The 24,554-nt window shown below is 32.8% G+C and carries 37 protein-coding genes; 26 read left to right on the top strand and 11 right to left on the bottom strand.

The window, feature by feature from the left end:
• Window positions 1-106: 106 nt before the first annotated feature.
• On the top strand, window positions 107-1,195 hold the full coding sequence (locus VB798_RS02040) for a sensor histidine kinase (RefSeq protein WP_323255435.1): 1,089 nt from the start codon (window positions 107-109) through the stop codon (window positions 1,193-1,195).
• Between the two features lie 4 nt (window positions 1,196-1,199).
• The gene (locus VB798_RS02045; RefSeq protein WP_323255436.1) at window positions 1,200-1,943 is read left to right on the top strand and encodes a LytR/AlgR family response regulator transcription factor; all 744 of its coding nucleotides are present in this window, start codon (window positions 1,200-1,202) and stop codon (window positions 1,941-1,943) included.
• 69 nt (window positions 1,944-2,012) lie between these two features.
• Here the strand turns inward: VB798_RS02045 and VB798_RS02050 are convergent, their stop codons facing one another.
• The 4 genes from VB798_RS02050 to VB798_RS02065 all read right to left on the bottom strand — a co-directional run bounded on the left by VB798_RS02050 (window position 2,013) and on the right by VB798_RS02065 (window position 4,928).
• The gene (locus VB798_RS02050; protein WP_323255438.1) at window positions 2,013-3,281 is read right to left on the bottom strand and encodes a lipoprotein N-acyltransferase Lnb domain-containing protein; all 1,269 of its coding nucleotides are present in this window, start codon (window positions 3,279-3,281) and stop codon (window positions 2,013-2,015) included.
• A 48-nt stretch (window positions 3,282-3,329) separates the two neighbouring features.
• Window positions 3,330-4,004, bottom strand: coding sequence for a 16S rRNA (cytidine(1402)-2'-O)-methyltransferase (rsmI, locus tag VB798_RS02055; protein WP_323255440.1), 675 nt, complete (start codon window positions 4,002-4,004; stop codon window positions 3,330-3,332).
• Window positions 4,005-4,054: 50 nt separating this feature from the next.
• Window positions 4,055-4,288 (bottom strand): 4a-hydroxytetrahydrobiopterin dehydratase, encoded by a 234-nt coding sequence (locus VB798_RS02060; RefSeq protein WP_323255442.1) that lies wholly within the window; start codon window positions 4,286-4,288, stop codon window positions 4,055-4,057.
• 184 nt (window positions 4,289-4,472) lie between these two features.
• Window positions 4,473-4,928, bottom strand: a complete 456-nt coding sequence (locus VB798_RS02065) for a helix-turn-helix domain-containing protein (protein WP_323255444.1) — start codon at window positions 4,926-4,928, stop codon at window positions 4,473-4,475.
• A 201-nt stretch (window positions 4,929-5,129) separates the two neighbouring features.
• On the opposite strand from VB798_RS02065, the gene VB798_RS02070 reads away from it, so the two are divergent.
• The 17 genes from VB798_RS02070 to VB798_RS02150 all read left to right on the top strand — a co-directional run bounded on the left by VB798_RS02070 (window position 5,130) and on the right by VB798_RS02150 (window position 13,009).
• The gene (locus tag VB798_RS02070; protein WP_323255446.1) at window positions 5,130-5,405 is read left to right on the top strand and encodes a hypothetical protein; all 276 of its coding nucleotides are present in this window, start codon (window positions 5,130-5,132) and stop codon (window positions 5,403-5,405) included.
• A gap of 1 nt (window position 5,406) precedes the next feature.
• Window positions 5,407-5,940, top strand: coding sequence for a Rieske (2Fe-2S) protein (locus VB798_RS02075; RefSeq protein ID WP_323255448.1), 534 nt, complete (start codon window positions 5,407-5,409; stop codon window positions 5,938-5,940).
• Window positions 5,941-6,064: 124 nt separating this feature from the next.
• Window positions 6,065-6,235, top strand: coding sequence for a hypothetical protein (locus VB798_RS02080; RefSeq protein WP_323255450.1), 171 nt, complete (start codon window positions 6,065-6,067; stop codon window positions 6,233-6,235).
• 356 nt (window positions 6,236-6,591) lie between these two features.
• Entirely contained in the window at window positions 6,592-8,061 is a 1,470-nt protein-coding gene (locus VB798_RS02085) for a hypothetical protein (RefSeq protein WP_323255452.1), read from the top strand.
• 4 nt (window positions 8,062-8,065) lie between these two features.
• Window positions 8,066-8,353: a hypothetical protein gene (locus tag VB798_RS02090; protein ID WP_323255454.1), complete on the top strand. Its 288-nt coding sequence runs from the start codon at window positions 8,066-8,068 to the stop codon at window positions 8,351-8,353.
• On the top strand, window positions 8,354-9,049 hold the full coding sequence (locus tag VB798_RS02095) for a hypothetical protein (protein ID WP_323255456.1): 696 nt from the start codon (window positions 8,354-8,356) through the stop codon (window positions 9,047-9,049). It begins immediately after the preceding gene.
• Entirely contained in the window at window positions 9,042-9,251 is a 210-nt protein-coding gene (locus VB798_RS02100; protein ID WP_323255458.1) for a hypothetical protein, read from the top strand. The genes VB798_RS02095 and VB798_RS02100 overlap by 8 nt, the downstream gene beginning before the upstream one ends.
• Complete coding sequence (locus VB798_RS02105; protein WP_323255460.1) at window positions 9,248-9,610, top strand: hypothetical protein; 363 nt, start codon at window positions 9,248-9,250, stop codon at window positions 9,608-9,610. Before VB798_RS02100 ends, VB798_RS02105 begins: the two co-directional genes overlap by 4 nt.
• Window positions 9,611-10,013: 403 nt before the next feature.
• A complete protein-coding gene (locus tag VB798_RS02110) occupies window positions 10,014-10,235 on the top strand; it encodes a hypothetical protein (protein WP_323255462.1) in 222 nt (73 codons plus the stop codon).
• Window positions 10,232-11,284: a DNA cytosine methyltransferase gene (locus VB798_RS02115; protein ID WP_323255464.1), complete on the top strand. Its 1,053-nt coding sequence runs from the start codon at window positions 10,232-10,234 to the stop codon at window positions 11,282-11,284. Before VB798_RS02110 ends, VB798_RS02115 begins: the two co-directional genes overlap by 4 nt.
• 17 nt (window positions 11,285-11,301) lie before the next feature.
• Window positions 11,302-11,631: a hypothetical protein gene (locus tag VB798_RS02120; RefSeq protein WP_323255466.1), complete on the top strand. Its 330-nt coding sequence runs from the start codon at window positions 11,302-11,304 to the stop codon at window positions 11,629-11,631.
• Window positions 11,615-11,839, top strand: coding sequence for a hypothetical protein (locus VB798_RS02125; RefSeq protein ID WP_323255468.1), 225 nt, complete (start codon window positions 11,615-11,617; stop codon window positions 11,837-11,839). The genes VB798_RS02120 and VB798_RS02125 overlap by 17 nt, the downstream gene beginning before the upstream one ends.
• Window positions 11,839-12,090: a hypothetical protein gene (locus VB798_RS02130; RefSeq protein ID WP_323255470.1), complete on the top strand. Its 252-nt coding sequence runs from the start codon at window positions 11,839-11,841 to the stop codon at window positions 12,088-12,090. Before VB798_RS02125 ends, VB798_RS02130 begins: the two co-directional genes overlap by 1 nt.
• A gap of 12 nt (window positions 12,091-12,102) precedes the next feature.
• Window positions 12,103-12,384: a hypothetical protein gene (locus VB798_RS02135; RefSeq protein ID WP_323255472.1), complete on the top strand. Its 282-nt coding sequence runs from the start codon at window positions 12,103-12,105 to the stop codon at window positions 12,382-12,384.
• Window positions 12,385-12,415: 31 nt separating this feature from the next.
• Entirely contained in the window at window positions 12,416-12,622 is a 207-nt protein-coding gene (locus tag VB798_RS02140) for a hypothetical protein (RefSeq protein WP_323255474.1), read from the top strand.
• A 5-nt stretch (window positions 12,623-12,627) separates the two neighbouring features.
• Window positions 12,628-12,861: a hypothetical protein gene (locus VB798_RS02145; protein ID WP_323255476.1), complete on the top strand. Its 234-nt coding sequence runs from the start codon at window positions 12,628-12,630 to the stop codon at window positions 12,859-12,861.
• Window positions 12,848-13,009 carry a hypothetical protein gene (locus VB798_RS02150; RefSeq protein WP_323255478.1) on the top strand — a complete coding sequence of 54 codons (162 nt, stop codon included), beginning with the start codon at window positions 12,848-12,850 and terminating at the stop codon, window positions 13,007-13,009. The genes VB798_RS02145 and VB798_RS02150 overlap by 14 nt, the downstream gene beginning before the upstream one ends.
• A 345-nt stretch (window positions 13,010-13,354) precedes the next feature.
• On the opposite strand, the gene VB798_RS02155 is transcribed toward VB798_RS02150, so the two are convergent.
• The 7 genes from VB798_RS02155 to VB798_RS02185 all read right to left on the bottom strand — a co-directional run bounded on the left by VB798_RS02155 (window position 13,355) and on the right by VB798_RS02185 (window position 19,853).
• A complete protein-coding gene (locus VB798_RS02155) occupies window positions 13,355-15,649 on the bottom strand; it encodes a tetratricopeptide repeat protein (RefSeq protein WP_323255480.1) in 2,295 nt (764 codons plus the stop codon).
• Complete coding sequence (locus VB798_RS02160; protein WP_323255483.1) at window positions 15,646-15,792, bottom strand: hypothetical protein; 147 nt, start codon at window positions 15,790-15,792, stop codon at window positions 15,646-15,648. Before VB798_RS02160 ends, VB798_RS02155 begins: the two co-directional genes overlap by 4 nt.
• A gap of 353 nt (window positions 15,793-16,145) precedes the next feature.
• On the bottom strand, window positions 16,146-18,065 hold the full coding sequence (locus VB798_RS02165) for a tetratricopeptide repeat protein (protein WP_323255485.1): 1,920 nt from the start codon (window positions 18,063-18,065) through the stop codon (window positions 16,146-16,148).
• A complete protein-coding gene (locus tag VB798_RS02170; protein ID WP_323255487.1) occupies window positions 18,062-18,448 on the bottom strand; it encodes a hypothetical protein in 387 nt (128 codons plus the stop codon). Before VB798_RS02170 ends, VB798_RS02165 begins: the two co-directional genes overlap by 4 nt.
• Window positions 18,449-18,908: 460 nt before the next feature.
• Entirely contained in the window at window positions 18,909-19,088 is a 180-nt protein-coding gene (locus VB798_RS02175) for a hypothetical protein (protein WP_323255489.1), read from the bottom strand.
• Window positions 19,089-19,094: 6 nt separating this feature from the next.
• Window positions 19,095-19,595 (bottom strand): hypothetical protein, encoded by a 501-nt coding sequence (locus VB798_RS02180; RefSeq protein WP_323255491.1) that lies wholly within the window; start codon window positions 19,593-19,595, stop codon window positions 19,095-19,097.
• Window positions 19,596-19,649: 54 nt separating this feature from the next.
• Window positions 19,650-19,853, bottom strand: a complete 204-nt coding sequence (locus tag VB798_RS02185) for a hypothetical protein (RefSeq protein WP_323255493.1) — start codon at window positions 19,851-19,853, stop codon at window positions 19,650-19,652.
• 205 nt (window positions 19,854-20,058) lie between these two features.
• On the opposite strand from VB798_RS02185, the gene VB798_RS02190 reads away from it, so the two are divergent.
• The 7 genes from VB798_RS02190 to VB798_RS02220 all read left to right on the top strand — a co-directional run bounded on the left by VB798_RS02190 (window position 20,059) and on the right by VB798_RS02220 (window position 24,529).
• A complete protein-coding gene (locus VB798_RS02190) occupies window positions 20,059-20,367 on the top strand; it encodes a hypothetical protein (RefSeq protein ID WP_323255495.1) in 309 nt (102 codons plus the stop codon).
• A gap of 132 nt (window positions 20,368-20,499) precedes the next feature.
• Complete coding sequence (locus VB798_RS02195; RefSeq protein ID WP_323255497.1) at window positions 20,500-21,105, top strand: hypothetical protein; 606 nt, start codon at window positions 20,500-20,502, stop codon at window positions 21,103-21,105.
• On the top strand, window positions 21,102-21,575 hold the full coding sequence (locus VB798_RS02200) for a hypothetical protein (protein ID WP_323255499.1): 474 nt from the start codon (window positions 21,102-21,104) through the stop codon (window positions 21,573-21,575). The genes VB798_RS02195 and VB798_RS02200 overlap by 4 nt, the downstream gene beginning before the upstream one ends.
• Window positions 21,576-21,579: 4 nt before the next feature.
• Window positions 21,580-22,596: a hypothetical protein gene (locus VB798_RS02205; RefSeq protein ID WP_323255501.1), complete on the top strand. Its 1,017-nt coding sequence runs from the start codon at window positions 21,580-21,582 to the stop codon at window positions 22,594-22,596.
• A 2-nt stretch (window positions 22,597-22,598) separates the two neighbouring features.
• Window positions 22,599-23,402, top strand: coding sequence for a hypothetical protein (locus VB798_RS02210; protein WP_323255503.1), 804 nt, complete (start codon window positions 22,599-22,601; stop codon window positions 23,400-23,402).
• Window positions 23,403-23,491: 89 nt separating this feature from the next.
• Window positions 23,492-23,860: a hypothetical protein gene (locus VB798_RS02215; RefSeq protein ID WP_323255504.1), complete on the top strand. Its 369-nt coding sequence runs from the start codon at window positions 23,492-23,494 to the stop codon at window positions 23,858-23,860.
• 102 nt (window positions 23,861-23,962) lie between these two features.
• Window positions 23,963-24,529 (top strand): hypothetical protein, encoded by a 567-nt coding sequence (locus VB798_RS02220; protein WP_323255506.1) that lies wholly within the window; start codon window positions 23,963-23,965, stop codon window positions 24,527-24,529.
• Window positions 24,530-24,554 lie beyond the last annotated feature (25 nt).

Below are 24,554 nucleotides of genomic sequence, written 5' to 3' on the forward strand. Positions count from 1 at the left end.
ATCGGAGAAAGCCAATTTGTTTTACTGTTCATCGAAAAGAATATATTTTTACTAATTTTTTGTATAAATTTGATATACAATCTTCTCAATATAAAAGCTATTAATCGTGCAATCAACTGCTTCATTTCCACATAGAACAGCCTTTTTTACTGATCTCCCCGCCAAAGGAGTACTTAGTCAGCGTTGGGCTTATCATTCCCTTTTTTGGATTGTACTAAGTATGTACAATATTTTGTACTTTGGCTTTTTGCTCAATAACTACACACAGGCGGTTTTTGAATATTCGGTAAAATTCCCATTTTACTTTATTCTGGTTTATGGAAATATATATTATTTAATTCCCCGTTTTTTACTTACAGGTAAATACTTTCAATATTTTGTATTTTTGGTTTTATCCACTTTGCTGTCGGTAGCTGTTATTCAAACGCTGATTAACCATTTAATTTTAATCAATTATTGTCCAGTGGGTTATCATCCAAATGTTTTATTCGACCCAAAACCTACAGCCAAAAGGATGTTCGATACTTTTTCGGTTTTAGGAGTAACCAGCGGGTTGAAACTAACGAAAGACTGGATTGATAATCAAGAAAAAATCAAAGAATTAGAAGGACAAAGTGTAAAAAATGAATTAGAATTTTTGAAGTCTCAGATTCAACCTCATTTCTTTTTTAATACCTTGAATAATTTATATTCCTTGACCATCAAAAAATCTGACTTGGCACCAGAAGTAGTAGTAAAGCTTTCAGGATTAATGAGTTACATGTTGTATGAGTCGGATAGCCATGAAACTACATTAAAAAAAGAAATAGAACATATTCAAAATTATTTAGATTTAGAAAGCCTGAGATTCGGGAAACGTTTAAATTTAGATTTTCAAATTGAAGGAAGTATCGAACAGCGTAAACTTGCGCCACTTCTTTTATTGCCATTTATTGAAAATGCTTTCAAACATGGGACTTCGCATGAAACAGGTGTTTTAGATTTGAAAATTACCCTTAAAATCTTAAATGGAAAATTACTTTTTGTGGTTGTAAATCCTCGATTTGATAATAGTTCAAATCGGAAAAAACACAAAGGTTTAGGACTTAAAAATGTTCAGCGAAGATTAGCCTTACTTTATGGGAATAATTATGAATTGAACATACAGCCTACTGAAAAACAATACTTTATTTCATTATTTATTCCTTTAAAATAGGCACATGAAATTGAAAACCCTTATAGTGGATGATGAGCCATTGGCATTAGATGTATTAGAAACTTTTATCGAAAGAATCGACAGCCTTGAATTAGTTGGGCGTTGTGAAAACGGTATTCAAGCTTTTAATTACCTGAAAAAAGGCGATATTGATTTACTTTTTCTGGACATAGAAATGCCAACTTTAGATGGAATGGAATTGTTGAAAAGTCTTCAAAATCCACCAAAAGTAATTATCACAACGGCTTATCGAGATTATGCAGTAGAAAGTTTTGAGTTGAGCGTGGTAGATTATTTATTAAAACCCATTCCTTTTCAACGTTTTGTAAAAGCTGTCAACAAAGTTGTACCGAAAGAAAACGAAACGAATCAACAAATAACTACTAGTGCTTCCGTTCAATTAAATGGTAACGAACGCCCCGAAGCGATGTTTATTAAAGTTGATAAACGCATTGTAAAGATTAATTTTTCAGATATTTTATTCATCGAAAGTTTAAAGGATTATATCCGAATTTACACTTTGGCAGGCACTTTTGTTACTTATCAAACCATGAATGGCATTGGTGATATTTTACCAGCAGAACAATTTGCTAGAATTCATAAATCATTTATTGTGTCGATAGCCAAAGTAACTTCTATCGAAGCAGGAGATTTAATTGTTTCTGGAAAAAGCTTACCAGTAGGCAGAAGTTTCAGAGATGGAATTTTAGAAAAGATTTATAAAACAGGTGTATTAGCAGTAAAGTAAATTTTGCTAATCATAAAAAAGCCATTCTTCATGCGAAGAATGGCTTTTTTATGATGTTTTGATACTTGATTACTCCAAATTATGTTCACTATGAATAACTTCCAAACGTCTTCCTTTAATGATTTTGCGGAATTTAGTTTGTGTCATTCTATGTTCTCTTTCAAAGCCAGCGTGATAAAATGCTCTGATGATAAGAATTAAAACCAATAAAGTAATGTCCCAAGAATATTGAACGGCATAAAACAGACCCATTGCAAGTAATAAACCTACCAAAATATAATAATAGCCATACCAATAACTACCGTTACGTTCTTGCATAAACCACACCAACGGAAGGTGTAAAGGAAAAGCCCACAATAAATTTCTGTTGTAATCAGTTACGCCGTGGTCTGTTCCGAACCACAAGAAAAGTAATAACCAACCAATTAGACCAGCAACTGAAAAAAGTATTTTATCAAAAGAGTATCCTTTCTGTCGCCTTTTCCAGTGAAAGTAGGTTTTGTAGCCAGTGAAAAGAAATATTAGTAATAGCCAAAATCTTGGAGTAAATATAAAAAGTGGCTCTTCGTCGATAGGAGTTGTTGAATAAAGTGGATTTTCTGAACGAACTAAAAAGCGTAAAACATGGTGCGTCATTCTTTTAGCAGCACGCATACTTTTTTGTAAATTTTCAGGTAAATAACAGGCTTTAAATTGTAAAATTCTTTCGTCAGCAGGTGCGCCTAAAGCAATGTTCATTCCCAATGCCGACCAATAATGATGTTTTCTGATTAAACATTTGTTCATCCATTGGCGGTAGGTACTATCATTCATTTCAGGGATATTTTGTAAATGAACACTATCAGTACAAGCCAACATCATGGCGTCTCTTACCCTTGTAGCACAGTTATCGTAGAAGAATTTATACATATAAACCCTTTTGTTGGGGTCGTTATAAGTATTTTCAAGATGATTATAAACAATTTGCTTTTGACTAGCCGAAATATCAAGTACTTGCTCAGTCATATTGCGGTGTTGTTGCTGATAATACTCTTGGTAAGCCATTAAAGGCGCATAAGACATTTTGTATGGAAGCTGACCTTTGACAAATTTCCAATAGAAATTTTCAGTTTCAAAGTCATATACACCAAAATTGTAAGCTTTATCTATTTGATTTTCAGGGTCATAAATCCATAAAAGCGTATGCCCAAAAGCATCATTTAGTTCATTGCCGGGTTCAACAGTAATTAAACTTACTTTGCTGTTTGCAGAAAGATTTTGAGCTTCGGTCCTGATATTTGTAGAAATCAGGAAGGCGAAAAACAGTATCAAATGTTTAAATGAAGAGAGGTATTTCATATATTAGTTTGGATTTGGGATGAATTAACCCCCTAAAATAATAAATTTTTATGCTTTACCAGCAACAACAATCACAATTTCACCTTTAATTGTGTTTGGATTACTTTGGTAGTGCAAAAGTATTTCAGATAATGTACCTCTGATATTTTCTTCAAAAACTTTCGTTAATTCACGAGAAACGCAAGCTTGGCGGTCTATTCCTAAGAATTCCGCTAATTGTTCCAGTGTTTTTAAAAGACGATGTGGTGATTCATAAAGGATAATTGTTCTTTCTTCTTCTACCAAATTTTTAAGCCTTGTTTGCCTGCCTTTTTTATGAGGAAGGAAACCTTCAAAAATAAAACGATCAGCAGGTAAGCCAGAATTTACCAAAGCAGGAACAAAAGCAGTAGCACCCGGCAAGCATTCTACTTCAATACCTTGTTTCAAGCATTCTCGCACCAATAAAAAACCAGGGTCAGAAATAGCAGGCGTACCAGCATCTGAAACCAGTGCCAATACTTTTCCTTCTTTCAATAATTTGATGATGCCATTTGTGCCATGATGCTCGTTGTGCGCATGATGTGCATATAAAGGTTTCGATATATTCAAATGTTTTAGCAATATCCCTGAATTTCGAGTATCCTCAGCTAAAACAGCATCAACAGATTGTAAAATTTTTACGGCTCTGTAAGTAATATCATCCAAATTTCCGATGGGCGTGGGAACAAGGTATAATTTCATAATAATTGGGGAATTTAAGCCTATATGAAGCAAATTGGAGTACAACCTGATTAAAGAATTAACAAATCTATCGCTTTAGCCAGTTTGTAATCTTTGTCAGTAATGATGTTTCCAGCATCATGAGTATTGAGTTCAATGCTTACTTTATTATAAACATTAGTCCAGAAAGGGTGATGATTTTGTTTTTCAGCCAAGAAAGCCACACGAGTCATAAAGGCAAAAGCCTCTGAAAAATCTTTGAAAAGAAAATCTCTTTTCAATTTATTGTCTTCTTCTATCCACATAGTTTTAATGTTTAATGTTAAGAAAACTGTATAAAACAAAAAAGGTTAGCTGTTAGGCTAACCTTTGTAGAGAGTGAGGCTCTACATTTTAGCCGTCCAAATATTTCTTTTTCACCTAGTTAGCAATTAGCTAACTTGCCTGCCGCCACAAGTGCCACCAAAAAATAATCAAAAAAAAAGCTGACTAACAATTAGCCAATATTTTTTTCTCAAATTCAGGAAATAAAACTACTATTTTCCCAGTGGTACTCGGTGAATTTGGGGCAGGCTCATCCTTTTTTAAGGAATTCATAACAAGTGCATTATTTGTTTGCAGTAACTGACTAATTTGTTCATCTTTTCGCCTTAATTGTTCTGATTGTTCCGTCATTTGTTTTTCAATTCTTTCAAGAATTTGTAACAAATAATTGTTCTCTTCATTGTCTTCTTTTTTGCCATCAATTTTTGAAAGTATGACTTCTGATGTTGTTTCTAATGCTTTAGCCCATTTTTCAATATCTTCCTTATCCATTGTTTTTCGATTAAAACTTTGGTAGATAGCTTGCCTTGAAATTCCTAATTGGTTTGCAATTATGGAAATAGATAGATTTTTTTCGGCTATTAAATCCTTGATTATCAAGCCAATAGGATATTTTGACATATTTTGTGTAATTATTTTAAATCAAATTACTTGACATTGTAAAGTAATTTAATTTACTTTGAAGTATAATTTAATTAAAGTTCGTTTAAAAATCATGTAAATATAGTTTAATGACAATATAATTTTCATTTACCCCTATATTTTTTTTAAAGAATTTTACTTGTCATTAAATAAGTATAACCATCATTAAAAAAATTATATATGAGTTATATAAACGAAAAAATACCCGTAAAAACAAAAATACAAAACCTTACTCCGTCTGATAGGAAAAGGGTTGAAAAGGCTTTCAAAGTGCTGTTACCTGAGTCTGCCGAAACTAGATTTATCAACGTTGTACGTAATTCAAAATTTGACTTTGATTCTAGGGAGGAAGCAGTTTTGGAAAAACTTTTTGTAAAAGTTAATGGAAAATGGAAGCTCAATGGAACTTATGAGTTTTTCCAATTAATCGGCGAAGAACTCCCAATGGCTTTATAATATGAAAGCTGTTTTAACCCCAATTGATGAAACTACGCAACTAACTGTAGGTAAAAGTTACCCTGTTAGATGTGCGAAAATGAAGGATGGTTCTTTAATACCAATTTTAGGGAAAAAGCATGCTGACCCTGAATTGGGTGTTGTTGGCGAGCATTATCATATTGATGGAAGATTTTTTCTGCCAAAATCAGTAACCGAAAAATATCAGATTGATGATGAAGGTAGAACAAATGTTATTCTATGCGCTGATGAAGTGGATATTGATTGGAATTGCATTGTTGAGCTAGTAGTTAAGCAAAAGAAATGTGTTAGGTTAACCACGGGTGTGAATCCACCTAGTCGAGAAGCAACAAGCATTTGGGCTCATTTAAAGGGTTTGAAGTACTATAAGTGGTATGACAAATTTCTAGGCAAAGAAGTTAACGAAAATATTTGTCCGCATTTGGGTACAAAAATGATTGAACATGATGGGGTTTTGGTTTGCCCTCTTCATAACCTAAAAGCTTGTAAAAAGGCTAAAATCATTATCAAATGAAATACCTCATAGGATTGCTTTCAATATTTTGCTTTTTGATTTCACTTGTAAAGTGTTCAATTGGCTTTTTTTTAGCAGGATTTGCATTACTTATTTATACATCCATTAAATTCGACTCACAACCATGAATCCTGTTATTATTGCAACTACTACGTTGCCCATCCACGGTTTCCCAATAGGTCAAACCATAAAAGTTTTGCCAATTGAAGGGAGATTTATCCCCATCGAAGATGCCAATGTGAAAAACCAACGTGTTTTTCCCAAAAATTCATTACAGTTTATTGGAATTAAATAGGTGTAGAGGTAATACATAAACCCCTAGGTTTTGCTTAGGGGGCTTTATGAATCCCTAACCTTTAAAAATAGATGTGGTTTTGATTTGAATTGCCCCCGATATTTTAGGGGGTTAATTATCTAAACTAAAAATTTTAAGCAAAAAACAGAATATTTATTTAAAATCCCCTGTGATTTTCAGGGGTATTTTTTAAAAACATTAAATCGGGTGGTTCTTAATTGGAAAAGGCTAATGTTGGAAGGTCGTTAGCTAATGGGAGTTCGATTCTCTCAACCATCACAAATGAAGTAGAGTCCATAGTGCGAGTAAAAAGGGAGGTGTGAGAAACCTCCCTATTAAAACTTAAATTTTGTAAAATGTTATCACAAAATCCAAACATTGTTCAATTGCCCATCTCTTCTCAGAACGGGAAGCCAGGCAATAACAAAAGTTTTAAAACTGGAAATTCTTTTTCGCTCAGCCCAATGCACGAGCGTTACAGGATTTTTAAGGAAACGTATAATGAATCACGTGAGGACTTAAAAAGCAAAATTAGGCTTACTCGTGACAATGTTGCGAACAGGATTTTGTACGCATTTTACAATAAATTCTATACATTAGAACTTAAAAGATGGGGTGATAAAAACCCTGAAATGCTACCCAATTTATACCTAAACAACCTTGATTTAATAGAGCGTGTAGGTGTAGAAGCGAAGTCAACCGCATGGCGAGCCATGAACTTTCTTTGTAAGGTTGACCTTGGTGAAGGTCGTGGTGTACTAATGCGGAAAATTTTTCATGGCTTTTATCAAGATTATACTATTCTTATAAACCCTTGGATTTTAACGGGTCAAATTATCGAAAATTGGGGAACGGAAACCGAAAAAAAATGGCAAAAACCTCAAAATTTTGAAAACCAAAACCAATCGCCCCTTTTGCCTCTGGTTGCAAATTGCAATCTACCTTTTATTAAAGGAACAATGCTAAAGCATAATACTACTATAAGTCTCTGTGGAAAAGCGGATAAATTTACAGTTATTCAGGAACAAGAAACAGGAACAAATGAAGAGAGTCAACCTGCTAACATTAATCCTTTCCTAAAACGTTATTTGCAAGGGCAACAAGCCCAAAAAAATATCCAAACGGCGGGTGGTGTCGAAAATAACGCTACGTTCCGTAGCGAGCAAATAAAGGGCAAATATTTCGGTAAGCCTTCAAGCACTGAAAAAATCACAAGTGCAGATGATACTTCCAAAAATGTGGATAACTCTGTTGAAAAGCTTAAGAATAATGAAATTAGAGCCAAATCAGTCGAATTAACGGTTGAATTATACCGATATGCGATGCCAATTTTGTACCCAAGACATCGAGAATCTTGTAAAACACAGCAGAAATTGATTCTCAACACCATTTGGATTCATTGGTTTAAGCCCTATGTGAAAAATAGGAACTGTACCGTTGAATTTTTAGAAAAAATGTTTGAGGATTTGAAGGAATTGGTTGTAATGACACGTGAAGAGCTTGATAATAAGCCTGATAGCTATGTTCACGCTAATCCAGCAGTATTTTTCGACATCACTTTTGCACATGGTTTGTTCAGAGCGTATGACAGGTTCAGAAAAAATAAGCTAAACAAAGACCGAAAGATTCTGAGAGCTGCCGAAAAATCTGTTAAAACTGGCAAAGTACCACGGAACATCAAAAACATACATTCAATGATCGATTTGGTTGCATATTGGAAGGCTCACATTGACCGTAAAACAGTCAACAAACAAATGATTTTGAAAGCATTCAATTTGTTTTTGACCAACCCGAAAAACCTTTCAATGAATGGTTTAAAAATTTAGAAAATTGAGTACCTCTACCAAAGAACGACAACCACACCCCGAGAAGTCGCTATACAGGGTTTGGATAATATTAAAAAATGGCGAAACAAAAACACATTACAGTTTCATCAACCGATTAAACCCTAAAAAGGCAAAAGAGTATATCAAAACAATACATGAAAGAATGGAAGTTGGGTATGCTTGGTTGATTGATAATCAGAGTGATGAACTGCTTGAAGTTTTTGACACAGACCACTGGCGACAGCCTGATTATTATGAATATTACCTCTTCAAAAAAAACAAAAATAAGTAAATGGCAATCCGCAATAAAATAGATAAAGAAGCTGTTTTTAACCTTTTTTCAAAGGGAAAAACCGCAGCGGATGTAGCGAAGGAATTGGGCTATCCATCATCGACAATGCGTATGTATCGGTCACAATGGGAGGCTACTATTTTAGACAAAGCTAATGCAATTTCTTCTATCAAAACAGAGGAAATAACATTAGCGGAAGATGAGCGAATTAGTGACGATAATTTTACGGTAAAATCTGAAAAAGAAGAGGTTATAGACAAAATTAGTGGCGTTTTAGTAACGAAAGATGAGCGAAAAGGCGATAAAGCTTGGTTGATATTAATCAATATAGGATTGATGAAAATTTATAGCATTAGTAGCGTTTTTAGCGTATTAATACAAATGCACGACATTCAATTTGTAGCTTTTTGTGTCGCTATTGTTGTAGTATTTGCTCCGCTAATCATGCTGATACAAAACGTTAAAAAGTCCTTACGTATTTACGCTATTTTGATAATGCTGATAGTGTTTGCCATCCAAGTTTTGTTTTCAGCTATCAATTTTAACATGAAGGTTTCTAACGAATTTATTGCTTCAGTATCGCAAGTTACAAGTCTTCAAAAATCGAATTTCGTGCTAACAATGGCATTCCTGATGCCAATACTTGAGCTTTTATTTGAAATCGTTTACCTCAAAATAAAATACCCTAATGATTAACTATATAATTCCAAAAAGACCAGGAGAAGAAAGAAGAAAAGCTGAAAAAGCTTATCAACAACAGTTGGTAAGAGATTATTTTCAGGGATTGCACATCCAAGATGTGAAGTCAGAAGTAGTAGGGACAAGAATACTTGACAAAGAAGAAAATTGCTTCAAAAGTATCAAAATTACTCCAACCAAAACCATCATAGAGCTATGAGCAAGATTACTACAGACAATTTTATTATCACGATTTTGGCAGAGTTTATCACTTTTTTATTAGTAATAATTGCCATGCCAATGTTAGTTGTATTCCATTTTAAAAGAAAACTACTTAAAAAGAAAGAAACGCTTCTCCAAAAATGCCTTCAAGAGTTAATCGAGAGAAAAATTGATTTTATGGTAAGCTCTGATAAACATGGTGTTGGTTGTTTTATTGAAAACATACAAGAGCCATATTTCTTCATTGATTTCGACACTGAAAATAAAGTATTTAACATGATTGGAAAAGATGTAAAAGTTATCACCACTATGGAAGGACTTTTGAAACTTAAACCCTTTGTTGAAAATGATAAATGAGTTATGCACATGGCAAACAATTTTTGTCAATCTTATATTAGGTACAATTTTTACTTTGTGCTTAGTGTACAATGTTCTTATCATAGATTCCCTAGGAATCAAGCAACTGCTTTTCCCCAAAAAAACAACTCTAATCAGTCAGTGTGTGAATGAATTAATAAAACGAAACATTCAGTTTACATACGAAAGTAAAGGGTTGTCAAATAATCTTTTTTGTGTAATTCATAATGAAGAGTTTTACGATAATTCAATATCATTTCACTTCTATTTTAAGGATAAAAATCAAGTTGCAATAAATTGTATAGACCATTCTTCAGACGAAAAAATTACTAAGAACATAACCGAATTTAATGAGCTTTTAAAATACAAACCCTTTACCATTTAATCAAAATTTTCCCCAAAAATGAGCGAACTTAAAAAGGTAAGAATTACCTATCCTGCAACTGTTTTTGTGTCAAAATTCATTTTTGTTGAACAAGATAAAATTGACGAAATGATTGATAACCATGAGTTAATCGTTGATTTTATTTACGGCAATATGACTCAGGAGCAAAAAGACTTCACTGAAAAAGATTCAATCCATTCAGCATACACTCAAGGTTATGCAAAACTCAAGATACTATGAAAAAAGACATCTCAATGGTAGAGCTTTTCAGTGGTACTGGTGGCTTTTCAGTAGGCTTTAAAAACGCTGGTTACAACATTACAGAACATTACTTTTCAGAAAAAAACAAACACGCAATCGCAAATTTTAAATACAACTTTCATGGAGCAAAATTTCTTGGGCCAGTTGCCAATGTTTCCGCAAGACAATTCTACAAACCCGACGTACTCACTTTTGGAAGCCCTTGCCAAGATTTCTCATTACTTGGACGTAGAGCTGGGCTTGAAGGAGCAAGAAGTATTCTTATCATGGAAGCAATTAGAATTATTTCTGAAAGCCAACCAAGCGTATTTATCTGGGAAAATGTTAAAGGAGCATTCTCCAGCAATGGTCGCAGAGATTTTTGGGCAATCCTGCAAGCGTTTGCCAACCTACGGGGTTATAGATTTAAATGGCAATTGCTTAATTCAAAGTGGATTTTACCCCAAAATCGTGAGCGACTGTACCTTATTGGACATCTTGATGGAAGAAGTTTCCCCGGAGTATTTCCTTTCACCGAATCAGATTTCAGGACTACTCAAAGGACAACAAACTCCCCAGTTATTAGAACTATTACAGCCGGTGCCAACTCAGGAGGACACCACTCTTCAATGACGCTTATTCATGATGTTTCTAACAAAAACAACTTTGGTAGAAACTCTAATAAACAGCATGAAAGGGTTTATGACCCAAAAGGCATTATTGGAACGCTTACAGGAAATAGATTGGATGATAAAGCTAAAATAATTACTACAGGTAGAGGATACGTTGAAGGAGATTTAAAGGATTATGTAGGAACTATCACATCAAGTTCCTTTGAGCAAAATAATCATTTATACTTCCAAAATACCATCAGGAGGTTAACAGAAATAGAATGCGAGCGTTGCCAAGGGCTTCCAGACGATTGGACTCGATATGGCATTTACACCAAAAGAGGCAAAGAAGTGACGAAAGAAATAGCAAAAACCAATCGCTATAGAATGATTGGAAATGCGGTTTCTGGAACGATGGTACAAATGATAGCTGAATGATTAAAAATAATTAAGTGATGAAAGACAAATATTTTCTATTAACAGCAATCTGGATATTACTGTTTTTTGGCTCTGCTATCAGTATGAGTTTTTTGACAGATTACCTACAAGCTTCAGGTTTTTTTGTTGATGAAAAAGTAGTCGATATGACAATGCAATGGGATAATTCAAGTAATAAATATATCCTAAAACAAGCGACTGACGGTTCGATTGACAAAAATTTCAAATGGGGTTATAGACACTTCTTATTCTTATTTATGTGGTTCTTCCTTTCGGTATTAAGTATCCTCAAAATTGGACTTTCAATTAATTCATACATCCAAAAATCAAATGAAACTAAGCGGTAAAGAAACAGCCCTTCAGATAAGCTCCATTCAACTTTTAGGACAGCTTTGTAAAGAGGATTACGGAATAGCGATGGCTATTTATCAAACTAAAATTGATTTTTTGGATGAATGCCTGAAAGTTTGCGATGTCAATGATTATCAGGCAATTTTTGAAGATAAAGAGAAGTATTTAACACTACATTTTATGCTAAACAACTGCCAAAAATAATGAGCGAATTATTAGAACAATTTGAAAAATTAATCCAAGAAAAGACAGTAGTCTTTAATCAAGATGTTGAGGATGGTTTCTTTATTCAAGTTTGCAATCGTGGAGAAAACTTTCTTCAAATAGCGGAAATCGAACCAGAACATCATAAAACGATTGAATCTGCTATTGTCGCAGCAGTTGGTTATCTCAAGAAACAAAAAGAAGATTTTGAAACAGTTTTAAAAGGAATTCAAGACCGAAACAAACGTTAACCTCAAAATAATATGATAAAGATATTTAGCGAACTTATCAAAGCACTTGCTTTTGGCTTCTTGGTTTTTATATTCTGTACAGTCATCAACGAACGCTTAGATATGGAAGAGCATGGTAATAAAACCAAGAATAGTAATGAAATACCATTCAATAGCAAAATCGGCAGCCTTCAATATTCTTTAGAGAGTAGAGACACCATCAACCGAATTATCATGCAAAATAGTTACTCAGGTAAATTTCATGAAATCGTTCTTCCTAAAGGCACAATCGTAAAAAGTTTAAAGATTAATTAAAGTGTTTTCAAACAAATAAACAATTCAAACAATGCAAAAATCAGAAGTTATCGTCGGTCAATTAGTTACTTATTTCGCAGTCATCAAGGAAGACGGCACAAAATTAAATCCATGTTCTACCCGTATTCTCTCAGAAGTAACCGAATTGCCATCAGGTGAAGAGGTTTGCCAGATTGAAGGCAAAAGAGGTTTAGTATCAATCCAACATCTTGAAATTGTACCACAAACTGAAAATTAATCGTCATGGTTGTACAAGAATCTATGGAGTTTGATTCAATAATTACTGTTCAAATTCTTGAAAAGGAAAAAAGAGATTGGGGTATAGTCGACTTAGAATTAGCATTTGAAGGTAAAGTACAAATAACACCTAAGAAAATGCGAGAGCTGGGTAAATGGCTAATCAACCAAGGGAAAAGAATCGGAAAAGAATACAATGTGAACGGTAAGAAAAAACGGAAAAAACATGAACAAATATAAACTTGGGGATAAAGTATTATCCCCAAGTAAATTGATAGTCAATGGTATTAGAGCTGAAGAAGTTGAAGTAAAGAGTATATCAGGAGCTTTAGGATGGCCTCTTTCAAGCGACTTAGTAATTGGCTCCTCTCGAAATGAAAAAACATGAATTTAACAAATACACATTTGGAATAAAGGATTTTCGAACAATAATAAGAACGTAGTAAATTCTATAGAAATATATGTTAATTATTCCCTACGCATAGTTTAATCCCAAATTGCATTGAGTGGTAGTTGTTTCTGGATGTTCCTTACCAAATATTTTATCCTGCTACAATACTACAATTTTCATATTATCACAAATAAACACTTATCATTATTAGACCACATTTATACTTTTTTTTAATGGACAAGTTTAATGAATTGATAATCAAGACAATTTAATTAAATATTGTATTGCAGTTTGATTGAAATGCCTATTTTATTATTCAGTATAAAGTAGCGAAATAAATGCTTATTTCTTCTTACACTCCTCGTAATTACTGATGATTTTAGAGGTGTTTATCTTACTCAATTTGGCTAACTCGAGAGCTTTTTCAAAAAACTGAAGAGCTTGTTTTTGATTACCATAATAGCAATGAACTTTAGCAAGGTTTTGATAGACTATTACCCATAAAACTTCTTCTTTGGCTACTTTACCATTTTCTAATAATTCTAAAGCATAAGTAAAGTAGTTAATAGCTGAAGTAAATTGGTTTCTACTAAATGTCATTATACCTAATTCATTTATAACTTCAGCTTGTTTAGATGTTGTTTCATTACCAAACCATGTTTTTTGAAAATAAGCAACTCCATTTTGCTTTTCACCTTTAACTAAGTAAACAAATCCCAAGTTATTATATAAGTTTTCAGTTGATGGATGTTCTTTACCTAATACTTTTTCAAATATCACTAATGCTTTTTGATAATAGTTAATTGAGGTATTATAATCTCCTTTATTGGAATAAACAACTCCTAAATTATTGTAGGAGTTTGCAGTTGATGGATGTTCTTTACCTAACACTTTTTCTTGTATCAATAATGCTTTTTGATAACAGCTAATTGAGTTATCATATTCTCCTTTATTGGAATAAACAGCTCCTAAATTATTGTAGGAGGTAGCAGTCTCTGGATGTTCTATACCTAATACTTTTTCTTGTATCAATAAAGCTTTTTGGAAATAGCTCAGTGCGTTATCAAAATCCCCTTCATGAAGATTAAGTGCTCCCAAATTACCATAGGAGATAGCAGTCTCTGGATGTTCTATACCTAATACTTTTTCTTGTATTATAAGAGCTTTTTGAAAATAGTTCATTGCGTTAACATAATCCCCCGTATCTAAATAAACTAATCCCAAACTATTATAGGTAGTAGCTGTTTCTGGATGTTCCTCACTTAATATTTTTTCTTGAATCACCAATGCTTTTTGGCAAAAGCTTATTGCTGTGTTATAATCTCCTTTTTCAGCATAAACTCCTACCATATTATTATAGGTGATAGCTATTGATGGATGTTCCTTGCCGAATACTTTTTCAAATATCTCTAATGCTTTTTGATAATAGTTAATTGCCGTATCATAGTCCCCTTTTTTGTGATAAACTAGTCCCAAATTATTGTAGGAGGTAGCAGTTAATGGATGTTCCTTACCTAAAATTTTTTCTTGTATTAATAAAGCTTTTTGATAATAGTTAATTGCGGTATCATGATTTCCAATATGTCTATAAACTAATCCCATATTACCATAGGTTATAGCTGTTTCTATATGCTCCTTACCTAAAACCTTTTCATATACAATCAACGCTTTTTGATAATAGCTGATTGCGATATTATAATCCCCTAGATTATGATATTCTAACCCTAAATTATTGTATAGGGTTGCTGTTTCTGGATGTTCCTTGCCTAATACTTCAACTATTATCAAAGCTTTTTGATAATAGTTAATTGCGGTATTGTAATCCCCTTTATGGGCATAAACCCTTCCCAGATTACTGTAAGAGGTAGCTGTGTTTGGATGTTCTTTGCCAAATATTTTTTCATATATTCCCAATGCTTTTTGAAAAGAGATAATTGCTAAAGTATAAATTCCTTTCACATCTAAAATATATCCTTCTTCAGACAAATAGTCAGGATTATTAGGCTCATAATACAAGGCTTGGTCAATCTGTTCCAACGCTTTATCTAATTGGTAATTAATACTGCTATTTCTTGCTTGCAAATAGCTTATGTGGGCTATTTCATGTTGTTGTTGAGCTATTTTGGTTTTGCGTTTTTGTTTAAAGGTTTCTAGCAGACTTTGATAGCCATAGTTATCAAAAATATCTAACCTTTTATTGACTTCAGTTAATAATTGACTTAGTTCAGTATCTTGAGTTTGATTACGGTATGCTTTTACTTCATCCTTTAATTTTTGGTTTTCTAATACTACTTTTCCATATTCTTGTAAAAAAGCTGTAGAGTCAAATATTCCTGACCCTTGAGATTTAGCAAGTATTTGTTTTAATAATTGGTTATTTTCTTTTGTCAGGGTTTCTATGTGAAGAAGCTCTTTTGCTAAAGCAGGTATTTTTTTGAGATATACAGCAAAAGCATCAAACTGTTTTTTATCAGTAAGGTCATATACTATCACATTTTCTCCTTGTATTACCTTCACTATATTTTGGCTACCTTCAATCTTTACTTCAGCGGATTGCCCTTTTTTAGGTTTTTGAGGTATTTGTCCCCACAGCTGAGTTGCAAGGATAAGCAATATGATTAATAGGAGCTTTTTCATTTTTTTCTTTTTTTGATTACTCTGTAGCCACCCCAAGCCAATCCAGTAAAAGTAGCTACTGCAATCAATGCTATAAATACATTTTCAGTGTTTTTAGCCCAATCAACAAAAGAATGTTCTTGTTTGATTGAAGTTTTATACAAATTAGAAGTATCTTATTTTATCCTCTCCTTAGCTTACTTTTAGTTTTTTTACTGGCCTGTTCTATTCCAACTATAGCTTTTTGACTGGTATAATTTCCTTGCTGTGTGATGGAAACATTGTTATCAGTACTTTGTTTGTGCTTATTTCCTTGATGGAAATTTTAGCCTCTTGTTGGGCTTTTATAGAGGTAATACTTAGGGGTAATATTAGGAAGAAGCAATAAAAGTAGATTTTATACATAGTGATAGAAGTTCAATGAATTGATAATCAAGACAATTTAATTAAATATTGCATTGAAGCTTCATTAAAAAGCCTATTCTGATTATTCGGTATAAAGTAGCTATACAAATTATTATTTATTCTTACATTCCTCATAATTACTGACGATTTTGGTGGTATCCATCTTACTAAATTTGGCTAATTCAAGTGCTTTTTCAAATAGTAGAAGAGCTTGTTTTTGATTACCATTATAGCAATGTACTTTAGCAAGGTTTTGATATACAATTGCCCATAAATCTTCTTCTTTTGCCACTTTGCCATTTTCCATTAATTCCAAGGCATATGCAAAATAGTTAATAGCCTCTAAATATTGGTTCTTGTGAAATACTTGTACACCTACTTGAATAATAATCTGTGCTTGTTTTGATAGTATTTGCTTATCTAACCATGTTTTTTGTAAATAAGCAATTCCATTTTCTTTTTCACCTTTAGCTAAGTAAACTAATCCCAAAAGAATATATAAGTCCGATGTTGATGGATGTTCCTTGCCTAATTTTTTTTCATTAATCCTCAAAGCTTTTTCAAAATAGAGTATCGCATTAGTATAATCACCTATGTTGTCATAATTTACACCCAAATTATAGCATAAGTCAACTGTGAAAGGATGTTCATTACCGAATATTTTTTCTCTAATACTCAAAGCTTTTTCATAAAATTTAATCGCTGTGGAATAATTACCTTGTTTATCATAAATTAATCCCAAGTTATTATACGAAGTAGCAGTTGATGGATGTTCCTTGCCTAATACCTTTTCTAGTATATCCATAGATTTTTCATAATAGCTTATTGCGGTAGTATAATCACCTTGATTTTTATAAACTAATCCCAAATTATTATAAGTCGCTGCTATTGATGGATGTTTCTTACTCACTCCTTTTTCAAAAACCAATAAAGCTTTTTTATAATACATTATTGCTTTAACATAATCACGTTGCTTGTCATAGACTGCCCCTAAGTTAATATAAGAGGTAGCTGTTTTTGGGTCTTCTTTACCTAACACTTTTTCATATATCACCAAAGCTTTTTGAAAATAGTTAATTGCATTAACGTAATTTCCTTGATTATCATAAACTAATCCTAAATTATTATATGTGATAGCAATTATTGGATGTTCTTTGTCTAATAATTTTTCTTGTATCTCCAAAGCTTTTTTATGGTAGTTTAAAGCAATTGCATAATCACCTTTATGATTATGAACTAGTCCTAAATTATTATACGTGATAGCTGTTTCAGGATTTTCTTTCCCTAATACTTTTTCCTCTATTAATAAAGCTTTTTGATAATAAATAATTGAATAAACATATTCCCCTTTCTCATCTAATATATGTCCTTTTTCAAATAAATATTCAGAGTTATCGGATTCATAAAACAAGGCTTCATCAATCTGTTCTAGAGCTCTGTCTAATTGATAATTAGAATGGTTATTTCTTGCTTGCAGATAGCTTATTTGGGCTATTTCATGTTGTTGTTGAGCTATTTTGATTTTACGTTTTTGTTTAAAATTTTCTAGAAGACTTTGATAGCCATCGCTATCAAAAACATTCAATTTTTTATTGGCTTCTGCTAGTAATTGGATTAGTTCAGTATCTTGAGTTTGTTTACGGTAGGCTTCTACTTCATCCTTTAATTTTTGATTTTCTACTGCTAACTTTCCATATTCTTGTAAAAAAGTACTAGGGTCAAATACTCCAGACCCTTGAGATTTGTAAAGCATTTGTTTCAATAATTGATTATTTTCTTTTGTCAGTGTCTCAATGTGATGAAGGTCTCTTACTAAAGTGGGTATTTTTTTTAAATATGCAACAAAAGCATCATACTGTTTCTTATCAGCGAGGTCATATACGATCACTTTTTCTCCTTGTATTACCTTCACTGTATTTTGGCTACCTTCAATATTTACCTCAGCATATTGTCCTTTTTTAGATTTTTGAAGCGTTTGTCCTGAAAGTTCAGTTGTAAGCATAAGCAATATTATAAATAGGAGCTTTTTCATTTCTTTCTTTTTTTGATTGCTCTGTAACTTTTTACACAGTAGACTATAAAACTAACTATAGCCATTAAAATCCCAATTATCACTTCAGTTTTGCTTCTCAAATCTTTAAAGATGGATTCATCTTTTACTGAAGTTTTCAGTATCTCAACACTATCTTTTTTATACACTCCTTGGTTTATTTTTAATTTGTTTTTACTGGCTTGTTCTAGTTCAACTGTAGCTTTTTGAATAGAATCATTTGCTTGCTGGGTTATAGAAATATCGTTATAAGTACTTTGTTTATGTTTATTGCCCTTGACTGTAATTTTAGCCTCTTGCTGAGCTTTTACATAAGCAAAATTTAGTGTTATTAGCGTCAAGCAATAAAAGTAAATTTTTCGCATAATTTATATATGTTAAATGAAATGATAATCAAGTCTATTTAATTATTGGATTGCTTTTTATTGAAAAGCTTATTTTCAATAAAAAGCAATAGATAAATAGAAAGACGATGTTTGAGATTATGAAGTACTAAAAACTATTTAAAAGATAATCTGTTAACAAATAACAAACTTGAAAAATATTAAACGATTTTCAAGAATTAAGTACTTTTAACTGTAAAAATAGATAAATATTAAAATATCAATAGAGCCACTTATTTTGCTGATAAGTGGCTCTATTGATATACCTCACTAGAGGCAATGTTTTTATTTTTACTTTTAGTCTTTTCTCTTTTTTTCTAAGATATACAGAGAACTCCATTTGGTCAATCTCTGGGGATTTAACATAACTATTTTAAAATCAGTACTATATAGTTTTTCAAATCAGGCTTACTTCTCATTCTTAAAATATGAAACTTTGTAGTTAATGGTTTACAACCCTAACTTGAGGATTTGAGCTTTTCGTAGCTCTTTTTTGGCTTGCCAATTTTTTATTACGAAGATATTCACTGAATTCAAGAGCATCTTTCTCAACAGTTTCTGGATTACTACTAATTAGAAATTCAGCTTCATGAAGTTTCTTTAAATTTGGTCTATTTCTCATAAAATATTATTGGGGGAAATATTGATTAACAAGAATTTTAGAATTTTTGGTATCAATTGCCATTAATAAGCCACTTCCAAACCTTTCAGCACCAAGCGTTAATTTGTAATGCTCAAACAATTTGGTTTTAGATTGAAATGAAATATAGCCATCATAATTCATTTCAAACGAAAGCTTGCAAGCAAATGCAAAAAGGTTGCCGGCTACACCTTGATAAACTTTTTGTTTCCCCTTATTGAATTTAGCATTTTCAATATGATGGACAAAAATATGGTCCTTTTTGTCCTCAATACTAATTAATCCATGCACTACTTTTGGGTTTTCTGTAGTAATGAGCTTGTAAATTTGAACATCAGGATTTTTAATGATTTTTTTCCAATCAAACTGCCAGTCGGATTTTACAATTTCACTTGCTTTTGCAAGTACTACATCGGTTTTAAAACTCTCTCCAGTCTTAACATTCTCAATGCTATTGGTAAGCTTATCAATTCGTTCAAATACGGGCATAAAATACGTTTTATATTATACAAAGATACAAAATAACGTATAGTTATCCACGCATTAAATCGCTTGATTTTTGATAAATTTTAGATTGAAAATTTCTTCTAAAATTTTAATCTCTTCTTCAAAAAATGTCTTCTTTGACCAAAAAAAATCAGGAAGTTTTCCTTTGACTCCAGAACTTTCAAGATGGCTATTAAACGTCTTTCTGTTTGAATAACCCATGTAAAATCTTATTTGTTTTTTTGAAATTATACGTCCCATAGTACAGATTATTGCTTATCGTTACCATATCGTTTCAGTTTCGTATCTAAAGCGTTTCAGGTATTTCAAGCGTATTTTATTTTAAACAACTTTGAGAAATAAAAAGGGACGTAGGGGTATGTAATCAGTTTTATTGTTTTTGGGGAAAATCAATAGCTTAAAATTACATATTTCCTACGCTTTTTCAATATAAATCGAAGGAAATATGTTCGGATTTGATTTAGTGAATTTCAAAGCAAAGCTTGATGTAGTAGAAACTACACTCGCTGAAAGTACATTTGAATTTACTGTAGATGATATTATTATCATCGTTTCACACAATAAGGTAGTCTATCTTAATTGGAAGGTAGAGCCAACGCCAGATGAGTTGATGGCTGCCATCAATGAAGCTTTTGAATTGCTTTCTGAGCAAACAAAAGAAAAGCGTGAAACATCTGTGAAAGAATTACTCAGCAGTGTTCCCGAACCCGTAAAGTCTATCCTTGAGAGACAGTATAACACTTTAGCTAATTAAATCATGGGACACATAGGCATACGAACTACAGACGAACTTGAGAAGGAATTTACATTAGAAGCTGCTTCAAAAGGCAAAAATAAATCAGATTATCTAAAATAAATCATTGAGGCTAGACATGCCATTGATTTTTTGAAGAATAACGATGGTTTGTTGATTATACTTACTCAAGATACCTTAGCTCGTTTTCAATATTTTGCAGGTTTGAAGAACATAAGTGTAGATGTTTGGGTAACAAATCTATTGCATGAAATGTACTTTGATATGGATGGAAATCCGTGTACAGATACTTCTATTTTTCAAAATCCAGAAATTGGCATTCAATCATCTGGTAAACAGGCGTTTACAGATGTGAACGCAGGTGTGAACAGCCCTGTAAACGGGCGTACACAGGTAATTTTTCAAAATCTTCCTGTTTTTGTACACAGAGGATTTGAAGGAATAATTCATGATTTTTACGAAAATCCAAGGGAAGATTTAATTTCAATGGAATATCTGCAAACAATTGTTGATTTATTGTCAGATAACCCTAAATCAGATACATTTCATGCAATCGAAACCTTTCAAATCTTGTTGAAAAATGCCCAAAATGTAATAAACTTTTACTATCAACAGGAACAAAATGCACTGACTCAGCTTCGTATGAGGCAATTAAACTATATGCTATACGAAGGCATTAAAGCCGAGGAAGTGCAAAAGGTTGAAACATTCTTTGAATTTTTAAATACATTCAAATGAAACAACTGGCAATCGTGGAACACCTCCAAGATGGTTCTACAAGAATAAGTAAAATCATAGGTGATGGAGATGAAGAATTCTGGCAAACACAGTTTGAAGTAGCACGAGAAGCAATCGAATTTCAAGGCACTATTTCAGACCTAGAAAAGTTCAATACTTTACATCTCAACCTACTACTTAGCCACTGTATCAAAGTTGGAGTAATCACAAAACAAAACATCAACCTTGAACCACTGTTGGTTAAAGTAGTGGAAAAAGAAGTGGCAAAAACTGCTTGGCGGTTATCCCGTAGAAAGAAACTAATGCGACAATTTGAGATTCAGTATCAGCATCTTTCAGGCACTTTTCAAAAATCCGTTTTTTCAAGATTGAGAAATGATAGCTTCCAATGGTTTAGAACTTTTATTTTCATAAGACTTCCCATCCCTTTTCAAAATTTGTATAATACCTTAAAACAATTAACCAAATAGCAATATGTCATTTTTGGATAAATTAAAAAGAGCAACCAACACCGTAAAAGGGACTGGAGATGCTTTAAAAATTGCCGCAGATGCTTTTGGCGGTTTTTCTCCAAGTCAACATCCCTATCAAGGAATGATGGGGAATCCTACCACTTCAAGAGGGAATGCTGGTCAGCTCAAAAACTATCAATATCAGCAACTGCAAAATCAAAATGAAGAAGAGGAAGAAGTTCATTATCATCCAGAGGTGGTAGAACGTGAGGTTTCATCTGCACTCTTGGAGTCTTTTCGAAAAAGAGCTACTATGAAGACTGATAAAATTATTCTCAGTCTCCAAAAAAAGTATTTATTTCAAAAAGTACTTGCGAAAATCGTTATTAGCAATCAGGGAGATGATTTGATTGCCAAAAAACATGAAGATTTAGAGGATGATGAAATAAAAGACCTTCCCAAAGAAGTACAAAAGATTTTGCGAAATCAAAAGCATCTTCAGGCTATTGAAGGCTTCAAGATTGAAGACTATTTCAAAGAATCTTGTATTGAGTATTTCACAATGGAGTTTGAGGAAGATTATCGAAACGGACTTACTCCAGATTTTAAAGACATTAACCCTATTGAATTGCTCACGATGAAGATGCAAGAGCCATTCAATAACCTAATGGCTGACTATGCGGTAGATTATGCACTTCGCATGAAGCCTGAAATTATAAAAGGTGCAACTGCCATTAAGTCTAAATACATTGATGGAGCAATCAAAAAAGTTACCAAAACTCAAGAAACGCCTGACCCCAAAATGGTTTTGATGGATATTGTTAATACGCAAAGCCATAGCATTCAAAGTAATGTACAAAATGAGATGGAGCAAATAGATAAGGACATCAATGATAAGTGGGCAGAAGCCGAAAAGAAACGAAATGAAGAAGAAGTTACAACAGATTCATTTAGCAGTAATGTTATGAAGCTTGCATCATTTCAAAAATCTCAGGAAGTAGTTAATTCAGAATTTGGTGCTGATTCACCAGAAGAATAATTATGGATAAGCCAGAATTACAAAGTTTTAATTGGCTGATAGCAGGTAGTCAGAGAACAGGAAAAACTGTCTCTGCATTATTCCTAGCAGCTATGCTTCAAAGAATAGCTTTTCAGTATGGTAAAACTAAAAGGGTTATCATTTTTAACCCACAAGAATACAATCCAATGTTTTCTTCGAAATCAAAGATTCAGGAAGCTGTTTCTTTGATTCAGCCCGGCTGGAAAATGCCAGGAGTATTCCATAAAATTACTTGTAGTAAAATCCTTCATGTAGCCAACGATAAATCTAATCTGTTTGATTGGACTGTAGTGACAGATGGCGAATTACAAGACTTTGTTAATCAGGCACACCACTTGCTAGATTTCATTATCATTTTCGACGATCTAAACAATGTAATCAAGGGTAACCTAACATCTCGTAAGTTTCAACATTTATTTACCATTTTGGCAGGTAATCGAATTAAGTGCAACGAAGTATTTTTTACTTACCATACTTTCCACCAAGTGCCTCCTAGTCTTTGGACATACTTCCAAAGGGCTATCGTAAAAGAAACAGATGATGATAAAGATGGTATTGGCTTCAAAAAAATTCAAAAAGGTAGAGACGTTCTCACAAAGGCACAGATGCAAGTTAGGGCGATGAACCAAGTTGCTAATCATCCAAACAGATTGAGGCTTTCTGAACTAATCGTGTGGCTAAATGAAGGCTACATTTTTGAACAATCAAATGGAGAATTAATCACCAAAATTGGTAACGTATATCATAGGGCGGTCGGAGATGATGTTGAACCTTTAGTACCTTAAACCATGTATCCAGAGCTTTGTATAATCATCATTTTAGGGATTTTCCTAATAGTATTTTTTGTAATTGTTGTCATAAGCAAGCTTTTAAAATGAACAAAGTCGATAAAAAAACAACTACGAATAAGGTTCATCTAAAAACCTTGGCAATAGAACATGAAATTCATTGTGATACTTACGTTGCAATCATGGAGCAATTTGATAATTATTTATGGCTTACTTATAGATTAAAAATTGAAAATCTAAAGGGAAAAGCTTTAATGCCTTGGCAAGTACACCTTTTAAGAAGGCTTAACCCGACTGATTATGAAATAAACTCAATGGTAGAGTTGAAGGAATTCGATGATTGGCACCAATGGATGTCAAATGTGATGATTATTTGTGCAGATAGTCGAGTAGAGTCTAAAAATATGATGATTTTATGCTCACATAAACGAGATGAGTCTAAAATGGTTGAATAGAGCTTGATTCAAACGAATGTAGTCTATACCTCAAAATGCCTTAAAAATACAACATATAGATTTGTTCAAATAAAATTCAAATCGCAATTAAACAAATCTTATATGGCAAAGAAATTTCAATTTATTAAGGCGAATGTCGGTGAAGTATTATCTATAAATGGAGCAACATTGACTAAAACCTTAAAAATCCACGCACTAAAAGAGGTGGATACCGAAAATTATGTTTATGGTTGGGAGGGTGATGTAGCAGGAAATTTCCATTTCTTCAACAAAACGTCCTTTAACCTAACGCCCAAAAAAACCATCAATGGTTTAATGTCGTTCACTGCAACAATTACAGATAGTGTATATACATCTGAAAAATTGACTGCAACAGCTTACGCTTACAATGCTGCTACTGGAGAATTTCAATGGGATACGATAAAGGCAGAAGACCTCAGTGACGTACCATCAGATATTGATTTGAGAAGTGGAAAATCTAAAACTGAAACAGGTACTGGTTCTGGAAGTGGTACAAGTACTGATAGTCCCAAAACTGCTTCTGCCGCTTTAGCCTCATTGCCAACTTGGAGTTGGTTCTTGATTGTACCTGCAATTGGTGTACTTGGTTGGATGGCAATTAAAGCAGTAGTAGGTAAAGGAAAGAAGAAAAAGGTCGTATCAAAGTAACCTTAAAACATTTTAAAACTAAGAA

The organism is Arcicella lustrica (assembly GCF_034930985.1).
Taxonomy (GTDB): Bacteria; Bacteroidota; Bacteroidia; order Cytophagales; family Spirosomataceae; genus Arcicella; species Arcicella lustrica.